14 protein-coding genes are annotated in these 12,406 nt (G+C 42.6%); 7 read left to right on the forward strand and 7 right to left on the reverse strand.

The window, feature by feature from the left end:
• The coding region (locus tag EJ419_RS01095; protein WP_165496186.1) for an NAD(P)(+) transhydrogenase (Re/Si-specific) subunit beta at positions 1-643 on the forward strand (643 nt) is incomplete at its 5' end.
• A 104-nt stretch (positions 644-747) separates the two neighbouring features.
• Here EJ419_RS01095 and EJ419_RS01100 read toward each other — a convergent pair.
• From EJ419_RS01100 to EJ419_RS01120, 6 genes are all read right to left on the reverse strand, one after another.
• Positions 748-2,001 (reverse strand): Mbeg1-like protein, encoded by a 1,254-nt coding sequence (locus EJ419_RS01100; RefSeq protein ID WP_165496187.1) that lies wholly within the window; start codon positions 1,999-2,001, stop codon positions 748-750.
• Between the two features lie 7 nt (positions 2,002-2,008).
• On the reverse strand, positions 2,009-2,284 hold the full coding sequence (locus EJ419_RS08545; RefSeq protein ID WP_131283219.1) for a DUF1310 family protein: 276 nt from the start codon (positions 2,282-2,284) through the stop codon (positions 2,009-2,011).
• The gene (locus EJ419_RS08290) at positions 2,281-2,439 is read right to left on the reverse strand and encodes a hypothetical protein (RefSeq protein ID WP_165496188.1); all 159 of its coding nucleotides are present in this window, start codon (positions 2,437-2,439) and stop codon (positions 2,281-2,283) included. Before EJ419_RS08290 ends, EJ419_RS08545 begins: the two co-directional genes overlap by 4 nt.
• A gap of 141 nt (positions 2,440-2,580) precedes the next feature.
• A complete protein-coding gene (locus EJ419_RS01110; protein ID WP_131283085.1) occupies positions 2,581-2,991 on the reverse strand; it encodes a DUF1310 family protein in 411 nt (136 codons plus the stop codon).
• Complete coding sequence (locus EJ419_RS01115; RefSeq protein WP_131283086.1) at positions 2,991-3,293, reverse strand: hypothetical protein; 303 nt, start codon at positions 3,291-3,293, stop codon at positions 2,991-2,993. Before EJ419_RS01115 ends, EJ419_RS01110 begins: the two co-directional genes overlap by 1 nt.
• A gap of 2 nt (positions 3,294-3,295) precedes the next feature.
• A complete protein-coding gene (locus EJ419_RS01120) occupies positions 3,296-3,673 on the reverse strand; it encodes a hypothetical protein (protein ID WP_131283087.1) in 378 nt (125 codons plus the stop codon).
• Positions 3,674-3,885: 212 nt separating this feature from the next.
• Here EJ419_RS01120 and EJ419_RS01125 point away from each other — a divergent pair, with 212 nt between their 5' ends.
• The 3 genes from EJ419_RS01125 to EJ419_RS01135 all read left to right on the forward strand — a co-directional run bounded on the left by EJ419_RS01125 (position 3,886) and on the right by EJ419_RS01135 (position 7,708).
• Positions 3,886-4,473: a 50S ribosomal protein L25/general stress protein Ctc gene (locus EJ419_RS01125; RefSeq protein WP_131283088.1), complete on the forward strand. Its 588-nt coding sequence runs from the start codon at positions 3,886-3,888 to the stop codon at positions 4,471-4,473.
• Between the two features lie 189 nt (positions 4,474-4,662).
• Entirely contained in the window at positions 4,663-5,793 is a 1,131-nt protein-coding gene (locus EJ419_RS01130; protein ID WP_131283089.1) for a branched-chain amino acid aminotransferase, read from the forward strand.
• A gap of 352 nt (positions 5,794-6,145) precedes the next feature.
• Positions 6,146-7,708: a hypothetical protein gene (locus EJ419_RS01135; protein WP_240680292.1), complete on the forward strand. Its 1,563-nt coding sequence runs from the start codon at positions 6,146-6,148 to the stop codon at positions 7,706-7,708.
• Between the two features lie 159 nt (positions 7,709-7,867).
• Here EJ419_RS01135 and rpsT read toward each other — a convergent pair whose 3' ends face one another.
• Positions 7,868-8,128 carry a 30S ribosomal protein S20 gene (rpsT, locus tag EJ419_RS01140; protein ID WP_131283090.1) on the reverse strand — a complete coding sequence of 87 codons (261 nt, stop codon included), beginning with the start codon at positions 8,126-8,128 and terminating at the stop codon, positions 7,868-7,870.
• 105 nt (positions 8,129-8,233) lie between these two features.
• Between rpsT and lepA the strand changes: the two genes are divergently transcribed.
• From lepA to EJ419_RS01155, 3 genes are all read left to right on the forward strand, one after another.
• The gene (gene lepA / locus EJ419_RS01145; protein ID WP_420836905.1) at positions 8,234-10,114 is read left to right on the forward strand and encodes a translation elongation factor 4; all 1,881 of its coding nucleotides are present in this window, start codon (positions 8,234-8,236) and stop codon (positions 10,112-10,114) included.
• A gap of 23 nt (positions 10,115-10,137) precedes the next feature.
• Positions 10,138-11,349, forward strand: a complete 1,212-nt coding sequence (hemW, locus tag EJ419_RS01150; protein WP_131283222.1) for a radical SAM family heme chaperone HemW — start codon at positions 10,138-10,140, stop codon at positions 11,347-11,349.
• Positions 11,350-11,458: 109 nt separating this feature from the next.
• The gene (locus EJ419_RS01155; RefSeq protein WP_131283091.1) at positions 11,459-12,274 is read left to right on the forward strand and encodes a hypothetical protein; all 816 of its coding nucleotides are present in this window, start codon (positions 11,459-11,461) and stop codon (positions 12,272-12,274) included.
• Positions 12,275-12,406: the final 132 nt, after the last annotated feature.

Consider the following 12,406-nt stretch of genomic DNA (forward strand, 5'->3'; position numbering starts at 1 on the left):
GTCAGTATTGATGGCTAAAGCCATGAATAGACCATTATCGTCTGTGCTTCTCGGTGGCTTTGGTGACACAGGAACCGACAGAGGATCGGGTGAGGGCTCTCAAGGCACTATGCGCGAAACAACTGCTGATGATGTCGCTGTACAGCTTGTATACGCAGATAAGGTTGTTTTTGTACCAGGATTTGGGCTTGCTCAGGCTCAAGCGCAACGTGAGCTAGCAGATTTGGGACAATTACTTGAAGAACGAGGAATTGAAGTATCCTATGCGATTCATCCTGTTGCCGGTCGAATGCCTGGACATATGAATGTGCTTCTTGCTGAGGCGAATGTGCCATATGAGCAACTAGTAGATCTTGATGATATTAATCCTCAATTCCCATCAACATCAGTGTCTCTTGTCGTAGGTGCAAATGATGTCACAAATCCTGCAGCCCGCAAACCGGGAACAGCAGTTTCAGGTATGCCTATTCTTGATGTTGATAAATCTCAAAGCACAGTTGTTATAAAGCGAGGTCGTGGTCGCGGTTATGCGGGCATTGATAACGAATTGTATTTCGATCCTAATACTCAGATGCTTTTTGGTGATGCAAAAGCACAGTTGCAAAGCATTATCGCAGCAGTTAAGGAGCTGATTGCTGAGTAAAATCGCTTTGCGAAGTATGTGAAATAATACATGTGTGGTACGAAAATTAAGTTTAATTTCCGTACCACACATGTTATAAATTGCATAAGTGATATCCTGAGTTTTTATGGTATGAGTTGCTGTTGTTGTTTCATAACTTCTTCGCGGTAGTCAGGTAGCTCAGGAGTTGATAAATCACCTGTTAATCTATTGATTGCATGTGATAATGTGGTATCAGCATTCATCGCGGCTTGTGTAGCCTGATTCATATGAGTTTGTATATCTTCGAATTTTTCTCTTAATAATTCTACTCTAGCCATGTCGGGCTCACTCTCGGCTTCAAATCGTAATGAAAGTTGTGTAGCTCTTAAACCACGATTAGTTATGACTGCATCAATCTCTCCAGAAGACAGGTGAGGTAATTGAGCTTTCATTTGATTAATTGCATCGTTAATAGTTGAAAATATATCTGAGTCGATACGATTTTTAAGATTAGTCATGTCGTTGTGTAAGGTACTTACATCGGCGGCAAGTGCTTGACCAACATACTGAGTCTGTACAAAATCCATAACAAACTTCCCCTGAGCTGAAGTGGCTTCATGAGGATGCCTTTGGCGATATTCATCAATAATATTCTTCATCTGATTAAAATCAGGTCTCGTGGTAGCAAGACTTCCATCATCGTTCCACTGGTAACCACCCCACATATGTTGAGCAAATTCTGCCATTTCTATGGGGTTTACCCAGTGAGAATTTACTATGTGAAGTGTACCAACAACAGATAGAGAATTATCATATCCTTGCACGACGATGTCTTTAAAATCAATGTAATTGTGGATTTTATTATTTAATTTCCGTAAATTCTTCCGTTGAGTATCAGTCAAAGAATTGTAAACGTTTGGACCTTCATATACGTGAGCACTGTCGATACGCGAAGGATCAGCAACGTTAGCTAGCGCATATTGAGCATTCATAGATCCGAGCGAATGACCGTATATATCAAAATGTGCTCGAGGATGGTCGCGCATAATCTTATTGAGCTCGTCAGAAGCGGATTTAAGCTGTGGTGTGACTGCTTTCTTATGAGCACTGATATTCTTTGCTATGGGTAAATCGTTATCAATCCAGTCCTTCTTAGCGTTATCTGTAAAAGAGAAAGGATTCTTAGAACCTTGATAGAGTACTGTGTATTGGTTATCGGCAGTTTTAACGACATACATGTCTAAACCGGTTTTGTCATGGACTACTTTATCGAGAGTACCAAGAGTCTTTTTATCAGCACCTTGACCATATCGAACTAGCTTATGAAGTGAGCTCGGATTATCTAGACGACTTTCATATTCTAATCGTGCAATAAGTACATGATCAAATTCTGACACTTGTTTGTCATTTTGTATCAGCATCCTTGAAAACACCAAGATGAACATAAAGATCATCGGCTTTTGATGATAACCCCATTAAACTGATTTGAAGGTTATTGTCAGTTCCATCCTTAGTAAGAATCATATCCACTTGTAGTTCTGAATCATCATTTAACTCGATGGTGAACATAATACCTCCCATCGGATTGTGCTCAATGGTATTTGCTAATACTTTATATGATTTAATTTGTGCATCCTGGCTAAATGCGTTCGACTCAACAGATTTTAAATCTTGTTTTATAAGGCTTGTGCCTCTTGTGGTCCCATGACGATGCTATACATGTATGTCTGCTCGCTGAGTTGGAAGATGCCCACTGTACTGACCAGTCCTATAATGATGAGAATGATAACGGATAAGACGCGATGATGATGCGCGAAATATTTAAAAGACTGCATTATTACTCGCTTCTGTGATTATTTTTTTAACGTTTATATCTAATATTCTTCATTGTGGGATAACCCTGCAAACGGTATCCTCTTCCCACTTCCTTGAACATGACCCGTTAGCTTAAGTTATCAGATCAAAAATGTACATTTCTAGTCGGTTTTAAGTTGCTTATATAATTTTTCTACCTGAGGATATGTGAATGTTTCACGAACATAAAGTTCGCTCGCCTGGTTGTTCTTTTCAAAAGCAATGCCCATTATCAGGTTTGAATCGTTATTGAGCTCAATCCTCGCCATAATTCCTCCCATAGGGTTGTGTTCTATAGTTTTGGTGAGGACTCGGTATGATTTGATTTTTCCTTGCGGGGTGAATGCGTTGGGGTCGTCATTTTTTAACATGTCTTCGATAAGGCTTGTGCCTTGTGGTCCCATGACGATGCTATACATGTATGTTTGCTCGCTGAGTTGGAAGATGCCCACTGTACTGACCAGTCCTATAATGATGAGAATGATAACGGATAAGACGCGATGATGGTGTGCGAAATGTTTGAAAGCTTTCATTACTTACCGCCTATTCCATCAAAATCTGACAGGTATTTATTGATTTGTTGTTCGAGTTCCTGAGAGAATTTTCCATGAACAGCTTCACTAAGATGTGCTTTATCAGATGAGAGCTGATTCTTTGCGTTGTGGGCAAGCAAATGTGCTTCGGATTTGAATTTTCGAACCCGTGAATTGTAGCAGCGTTCAAGTGTATCTAAATAATATTTCAGAAGTTGGTGTTCTGCTTGAGTTAGCCCTGGTGGGATGTACGAGTTAGAATCATGTTCTGAGGAATCGTGGTTAAGATTAAGCGATGACATATTTACTCCCAACTTGTTGTAGCATGACGTGAATATTTAATTTCTTCTATTTCTCTCAATGAATTACGATAATCTCTCGTAATTTCATCTTCTTCGTCGTCAAGCTCATGAAGTGAGATGTGTATTCGCTTGTAGAGTTCATGCTGTGCCTCAGTAATGAGTCGAGAAACACTTCGTACATTATCAGCGCAATCGTTGTCACCGTATTTGTCGTTAAATGCTGTAAACGCCTCGACCGCAACAGTTAAATCATTGTATGTGCGAAAACGTTCAGCTAACAGAGCATCACGTTTTTCTTCGATAATAGCTTTGCGATTGTGATACTCAGCTTGTATATCGTCTTGAGTAAGCACCAAATCATCTCCTGATATAAACTTCATTCAGTTTATATCAATTGGTTTAATTTTTATAATTTAGTTGTCATTATGCGAACCAGGCAATTATTTTGTAAGTTCCGTACCTTTTGTTATGCTTATACACGTTGCTTTGGCGAGGGGAGAACTCCCGTAATCGACTTGGCCCATCAGAGAATTTCTTATGTTTTTCTCCGCTGGTTTTCGAGTGTCCCAAAGCCAGATTTAAGGAGAATATTATGGCAGATATCACTTTAACTGGTGAAGTTCGTGACGAGTTTGGTAAGGGTGCAGCACGCCGTATGCGCGTAGCAAACCTCATCCCTGCAACTGTTTATGCAGGTGGTGCAGAACCTTCCTTCATTAAGCTTCCTGCAAAGGAAACTACTCTTGCACTTCGCCACACTAACGCTTTGTTTGAGATTAAGTTCGGCAATGAGTCCAAGATGGCAGTTGTTAAGGATATTCAGCGCAACCCAGTTAAGCGTACCGTTGAGCACGTTGACTTCTATGAAGTTAAGGCTGGCGAAAAGATTGTTGTTGATGTACCTGTATTCGTAGAAGGTACTCCAAAGGGTGCAGCTGTTGCATTCGTTGATATTCAGGAAATGTCTATCAAGGCTGATGTAGCAAATCTTCCAGAGAAGATTGTTGTATCTGTAGACGGTCTCGTAGATGGCGATAAGGTTCTTGTTAAGGATGTTGTACTTCCTGAAGGTTCCGAACTTGCTATGGAAGATCTTGAAGAGCCTGTAGTGACACTTTCTGTTCCAGAAGGTGAAGGCGAAGCTGAAGAAGCTGAAGCTCCAGCAGCTGATGCTGAGTAATTAACGTAGTTTTTTTACAGGGCTCACATGGTACGATTTGTAACTTGTGAGCCCTTAACATACGTGACGGCTTATAAGAATCTATTCACTATGTGAAATATAGTGGCATTTACGCATGCAATGTGCGAAAGTAGTTACGGGCGTCACAAGCGCAAGAACAATGAAAAGATTTATCGTAATCGAGTGAAAATGACGAATACAAATCATCACGATTCTGAATATGTTAAAGAGTTGGCAAGCAAATTTACTGTTTTGCCTAATGAAAACCGTGCTGCTGATGCAAAGCGTGAGCAGCTGATTGATAAGCCAGCATTTGGACAGATTTTCTCTGATTCCATGGCACACATGACATGGACTGCAGGCGAAGGCTGGTCAGATCGACGCATTGAGCCATATGGTCCTCTCAAGATGGATCCAGGCGCTTCTGTTTTGCACTATGCCCAAACCGTGTTTGAGGGTTTGAAGACATATCGTCATTCTGATGGATCCTTATGGTTGTTCCGTCCAGATGCGAATGCTGAACGCTTCCAAAATTCTGCTACACGTTTGGAATTGCCGACATTATCTGTTGACGATTTTATTGGCTCCGTGGCAGCCGTAGCTCGCGCAGACCATCAGTGGGTTCCAACACGACATGACTATACGCTTTATATGCGCCCATTCATGTTTGCTTCCGAATCCTTCCTCGGCGTACGTCGCGCTAAAGAAGTGGAATACTGCGTTATAGCATCTCCTTCGGGACCGTATTTCCCTAATGGTGTGAAGCCTGTAAGCATTTGGGTTGAAGACACTTACTTCCGTACGGGTCCTGGTGGTACAGGTTTTGCTAAGTGTGGCGGCAATTACTCTGCATCTCTTGTAGGAGAGTATCGCGGTATCGAACAAGGCTGCGAACAGGTTTGCTTCGTTGATGCTGCAACAAAGACATACTTGGAAGAACTTGGTGGAATGAATGTTTTCGCTGTTCATAAGGACGGTCATCTCGAAACCCCAAGTCTCAACGGAAATATACTTCCAGGCGTAACCCGTCGTTCAATCATCCAGATTGCTCAAGATGAGGGACATGATGTCGTAGAAAAGATGATTAAGCTCGACGACCTGCTTGAGGACATCAAGTCCGGTGAAATTACTGAGGTATTTGCCTGTGGTACTGCAGCAATTGTTACACCAATCGGTCGCTTCAAGTCCGAAAAGTTTGACGTGGAAGTTAACAATCAAGCCGTTGGCGAATATACAGCTCATCTTCGTGAGCATCTCATGGGCATCCAATGGGGTGAAGTCGAAGACAAGTACAACTGGATGTGGAAGATTTCTGACTAATGAGTAGGATATTGAAATAGTTCACGTGCAAATATGGCTAGCTTCGTGATGAAGCTAGCCATATGCATATGTGAGTTCGGATTCATTGGTATAGTAATAGACGATATTAATGAGAGATATACAAAAGATATATATAATCTTTGGGAGATTGACAAGAGTGCAAAAAAGTTTCTCGAAAATTTGTCATACAGTTGCACAAGCTTTTTCCATAGCTGCGTGGAGTTTACAGACCTTCATCTTGTCCATCTTATTTTTCTTGTCGATCTGTTTCACGGTTACATTTAAGCGTCGCGGGCTTCAACTCGACCATATTACTGAGCGAGTTCATTATAATTTTCGCTTTCCATCTCAAATGTTTCTTTTAGGAACGATTGTCTTTGGACTTATACTTATCTTTTTTGCTGGGCAACTGTCTAAATTGCCTCGTCGAAAGATGCTCATCGCCTTGCTTATTTACGTTTTTATCGTCCAAATCATATGGATCTGTGCCCTGGGGCTGATTAGTTATGCATATCAAGATACACGAAGTCTTATTGATGCAGCGACTTTCCTCCTTAAGGGTGATGTAGGCAAATTTGATCCTGCATACTGTCCACAAGGCACTGTCGATTCATCCTGCATAGCTCGACATATTCCAAGCCCTCATCGTTATATGTCGTACTATCCTTTCCAAAGCGGGCCATTGCTATGGTTCGTCCTTGTATTTGCGCTTTTTGGCATCAATAACCTCATAGCATTCCAAATTGTTAACGTTATAGCGATTACAGGTCTTGTAGCTATACTGTGGCGTTTAGGTTCTCATCTGAAACTTAAGAATACTGGCTTTGCGGCGTATAGTCTTCTCGTAGCTACATGTGTTCCATTGCTTATGTTCTGTGCTTTTGTCTACCCAAATGCAGTTGGATTCGCGATTACTGTCGCCGGCATAGGAATAATTGCCGAAGCTGTTCGCATGGAGAAGACATGGAAAAGTCTGCTTACTCTTGCTATTGGATTTGCGATTAGCGGAATTGGTATTGTCTTTAAATCGACTTTCCAGATTATTATATTGGCAGCTATCGCGGCTATGGTGATTACGGTTTTGTATAATCATCGATTCTGGCAATTAGGTGCATCAATTATCTTTGCTGCTGGTTCATTTGGAATATCGAAGCTTCCTACTGTAATCGTTGAACACTGGACCGGACAGAACTTTGGTAAGGGATTACCAATGATTTCTTGGATTGCTATCGGTCTGGGGGAGAAAGAAGATCGAGGAGCAGGATGGTGGACTGGCTTTGCATTACGTGCTTTTAAAGAGACAAATAACAATTATGATGCCCAGGTCCATATTTCACGAGATTTCATTCATCAACGAATCGAACAATTTACATCTCACCCTGACGATGGCTTACGCTTCTTTACAGCTAAATTAAGCTCTGAATGGGCTGAACCAACTTTCATGACAGGATTGTATTCCAAGCAAGGCACGTCATGGCTGGGTTTCCACGGTTTAGCAAACTTTATTCTCACTGGTACGGGGACGCCATATGTAATTGCTTTTGAAAATATTTCGCAAACAGTCGTGTATTTATTTTCGATCATTGGTTGCGCTGCTTTTATGCGATCTCATGTACGTGATTTAACTCAAGGGGCTCGCTTTGCACAGAATAGATTTGTACAGAGCAAAACTACCGAAAATAATAGTAGTCTAATTCAACAGCGCTCTAGTTCAGAAGTCTTTACTCAATCCGTACTTTCTATATCATTTATTGGCGGATTTTTGTGCTTCACTTTGTGGGAAGCTAAAGGTATTTATACGTTACCGTTCTACATTCTTCTTTTCCCAATAGCCGCGCGTGGAATTGAATCATGTATTGATTGGGTGTCGAAAGACAAAATTCCTGAAAAGATTAAGATATCAGAGCATGAGTAACATGCGCATTGTTATTTACGTAGGATTTGATTATATAGGTATTTTTGACGGGTACTAATCGATAATTTTATGTAAGACGATTCTAGCAAGACATAAAAGTTGTCCCTCACACGCCGAATAGGCAAGTGAGGGACAACTTAAAAGCTCTAAGAATGAAGCTTACATTGCGTTGATAGCAAGAGCCAAAGCAGATTTGCGGTTTGCTGCTTGATTCTTGTGGATAACACCATGACCAGCTGCTTTGTCAAGCTTCTGAGCAGCTACTGCGAATGCTGCTTGTGCTGCTGCCTTATCGCCAGCTGCAATTGCTTCGCGGGTAGCGCGAACGGTGCGCTTCAACTGGCTCTTTACAGCCACGTTACGCTTATGTGCCTTCTCATTAGTGAGAACGCGCTTCTTCTGCGACTTAATATTTGCCACTTTTATTTCTCCAAACGTTTATTACACGGCATACAAGCCCTTATCATACCATGAGTCATGTAGAATTAAATGCAGCTAAGGAATAAAACATCAAGGAAGGCCCATATGCCGAACAATATGGCTCACAATCAGCCAGGATCAACAGACCAGTCGTTGATACGTAATTTTTGTATTATCGCCCATATCGACCATGGTAAGTCTACTGTCGCTGATCGTATTTTGCAATTGAGCGGAATCGTTGAGCAACGTGAAATGCGCGATCGTTTTCTTGACCGCATGGACATTGAGCAAGAACGCGGTATTACTATTAAATCGCAGGCAGTTCGCGTACCATGGGTTGTGGATGGAACGGAATATACCCTTGGTATGATTGATACTCCGGGACACGTTGACTTCTCTTACGAAGTTTCACGTTCCTTGGCGGCATGTGAGGGTGCTGTTCTACTTGTAGATGCTACACAAGGTATTGAAGCTCAGACATTGTCGAATCTATATATGGCAATGGATAACGACTTGGCTATTATCCCTGTGCTCAACAAAATTGATTTACCAAGTGCAGAGCCAGACAAACATGCTGATGAGATAGCCGGCCTTCTCGGTATTGATGCTAGTGAAGTTCTTCGCGTATCTGGTAAAACTGGTGAAGGTGTTGATGAGCTGCTTAATCGCATAGTTGCAGAAATCCCAGCGCCTACAGGAATTTCTGAAGATCCAGCACGAGCTCTCATTTTTGATTCCGTATATGATTCATACCGTGGAATTGTTACATACATTCGTATGGTCGATGGTGAGCTCAAGAATCGTCAGAAGATTCGGATGATGGGGTTGGGCACAGTTCATGACCCAATCGAACTCGGTGTTATTAGCCCGGAAATGCAACCAACAAAGGCATTAGGAGCTGGTGAGGTTGGCTATATTATCACTGGTGTAAAGGATGTGAGCCAATCAAAAGTTGGTGATACGATCACGGCAGAGAGCGCTTCAGCGCAACAGCCACTCCCTGGTTATCGAGATCCACAGCCTATGGTGTACGCGGGTCTGTTCCCAATTGATAATGCCCAATTCCCAGATCTAAGAGATGCACTGGATAAACTTAAACTAAACGATGCTGCTTTAGTGTATGAACCAGAAACATCGGTGGCCTTGGGCTTTGGGTTCCGTTGTGGGTTCTTGGGATTGCTCCATATGGAAATCGTATCAGAGCGTTTGCGTCGAGAATTCGGCCTTGACCTTATCTCGACAGCTCCTTCGGTAACCTACGACGTTACAATGGAAGATCGAAGTGAACATCATGTCACTAATCCAAGTGAATTCCCAGAAGGAAAAGTCCGCTCAGTTACAGAACCGATGGTTGCTGCCGATATTATCTTGCCAAAAGAATTCATCGGGGCAGTTATGGAACTTTGTCAAGATCATCGTGGAAACATGGGAACGATGGAATACATCTCGCCTGAACGAGTCGAAATGCATTACACCATGCCGCTGGCGGAAATTGTTTTTGACTTCTTTGATCAGCTGAAGAGTCGCACTAAGGGATACGCTAGTTTGGATTATCACGAATCCGGTGAACAAACTGCCGACCTTGTGAAGGTTGATATCCTTATTCAGGGAGAAACTGTTGATGCTTTTAGTGCAATCGTGCATCGTGATAAAGCGTATTCATATGGTGTCATGATGACGAAGAAGTTACGCGAACTCATTCCGCGTCAGCAGTTTGAAATTCCAATTCAGGCTGCTATTGGATCTCGAATCATTGCTCGCGAAACGATTCGTGCTTTGCGCAAGGACGTTTTAGCTAAATGTTATGGTGGCGATATTACGAGAAAGCGCAAACTTCTTGAAAAGCAAAAAGCCGGTAAGAAGCGCATGAAGATGCTGGGGCATGTGGAAGTTCCGCAAGAAGCATTTATTGCAGCGCTGTCTACTGATGAGCCAACAGATCGCGATACCAAAGATAAGATTCGCGCTGCTCAGAAAGCTAATTAATAGTGAACCATTTCCAGCTTCCTATGGAAGAGAAATCATTGTCATATGGTGTAGAGCAGAAAAAATCTACACCATATGAAGTATACGTACATGTACCATTTTGCTTACGTCGCTGCGGCTACTGCGACTTTAACACTTACACTGCAGTCGACCTCGGCGGTGGTGTAAGCCGAACATCGTATGCGGATATAGTCATACGAGAGATGAACATTGTAAAGCGCTGGCAAGAAGAGCACAATATCTTGGAACCACCTGCGCATACCGTATTTTTTGGGGGTGGCACGCCTACGATACTTCCCGCACATGACCTCGTGCGTATTTTACATGCGATTGATCAACTATGGGGGATTGAGCAGGGTGCGGAGATTACAACAGAGGCAAATCCTGATACAGTCGATGCGGATTATCTTAAGGAAATTTATGATGGCGGTTTTAACCGTGTATCTTTTGGTATGCAATCAGCAGTGCCACATGTGCTGAAAACTCTTGATCGCACGCATGATCAGGAAAATGTTATTTCAAATATTGATGTTGCCAAGCGCATTGGTTTACGGTCAAGTATTGATTTGATTTATGGAACTCCTGGCGAAAGTTTAGTCGACTGGAAAACTTCGGTACGAGCTGCGCTTAATCTTGACATTGACCATATCTCTGCTTATGCTTTGTCACTTGAGCCAAATACAAAAATGGGTCGAATGATCGCGGCAGGAAAATTGGAACAGCCCGATGATGACGATGAAGCCGTTAAATACGAAATTGCGGATGATATGTTTGAATCGTCTGGATTATCATGGTATGAGGTGTCAAATTGGAGCACACCGGGAAACGAATCTCAACATAATTTAGGATATTGGCATAATGTCGACTGGGCAGGGCTCGGTCCAGGTGCGCATTCGCATTATAATAAAGCAAAGATTCGATCATGGGATATAGCGCATCCAAAGATGTGGGGAAATTCCATACAAAATGATGAAATTCCTTGGGCAGATAGTGAACACATTGATGATCAAATGAATATTGAAGAGATGGCGATTTTGGGCTTGCGTTTGCGTGATGGTCTCAATATCGAGCAATTCGAAAGAGCTGCAGGTATGAAGATTCCAGAAGTTACTCTTGATGAACTTCTGCGCGAAGGATTAGCAACTCTATCGCATGGACATCTGATAGCTACAAGACGAGGGCGATTGCTTAACGATTCAATGATAAGTCAAATTTTATCGGCAGTTGGAATTTAAAAATCGCGATTCACGCCATTCGTCAAGGATTAACCGCTATACTAGGTGCAGGTTATTCGTGTAGACACTTGCGACTGAAAGAGCAGTTGTCAACAAAAGGGGAGTAAACATGGCTAACAGAGCAGAACGTCGCGCTCAGGCAAAGCGTCAACGTCGTGGTCAGGCAGAGCCACAGCCAGGAACAACACGCTCACGTGAGGGATTGCTTGATGAACAGTCTCTACAGGAGCGATCCGTGCGTTTGCAGAACAAGTCGAAGGGCGCTTGGGTTCCAACTAGTTCAACGTTACAGGCGGAAGATGACTCAGACGTAATTCCATCTGCAGATCCGAAAGTGCGTGCAGCAAGTAATGAACAACGTGCAACAAAGAAAGAACGCAAACTACGTGAGCGCGCCATGAAAGAACTCTTACGCGAGGAAAAAGAACGTGAAAAGGAAGCAGGTCGTTCTGCATTCGCGCGTTCTCCTCGATGGTGGGGATCTTTATGCGCGTGGGTAGTTGCTGGAATTTCCCTTATTGCTGCGATTGCATTCTTTGTTACTAATCATCATGCTCGTGGTGCTGCAAGCATTGTTGTTTTCGTTATAGCTCTCATTGCTTTGGCTATTATCGCCCGTACTGAGCCAGAGAATGAAATTGAGGAATTAGCTCGCCAAGATCGCATGGATGATATCCGTCAGGCTCAAAATGCTGGTCAGCGTAAAGCACAAGCGCATTCGTTGAGCTGGTGGGTACGTGTATTGAACTGGATATTAATTGTGGTGTCCGCTCTTGCATTTATGTCGTTGCTTTTCTGGACGGCATCTGTATGGGTTATTATGGGTATCGCAATAGCGTTTGGCGTAGGCGTGCTTAATCTGTTTATTGTTGCTCGACCATCTGATGAAAATCCTCATCTTGACCAGTACGGTACTGCGTTATAATATAGCGCAAACAAGCTTGGAGGCTGACGATTAACATCGTCAGCCTTATGTTTATATAACTGAGGCTTAAAACTCCTTTTCGATTTCAATTCATGAGTGAGGAACATATGAGCAATCCTTCAATCGTTACTT

The sequence above is a fragment of the Alloscardovia theropitheci genome (assembly GCF_004332295.1).
In the GTDB taxonomy this organism is placed as follows: Bacteria; Actinomycetota; Actinomycetes; order Actinomycetales; family Bifidobacteriaceae; genus Alloscardovia; species Alloscardovia theropitheci.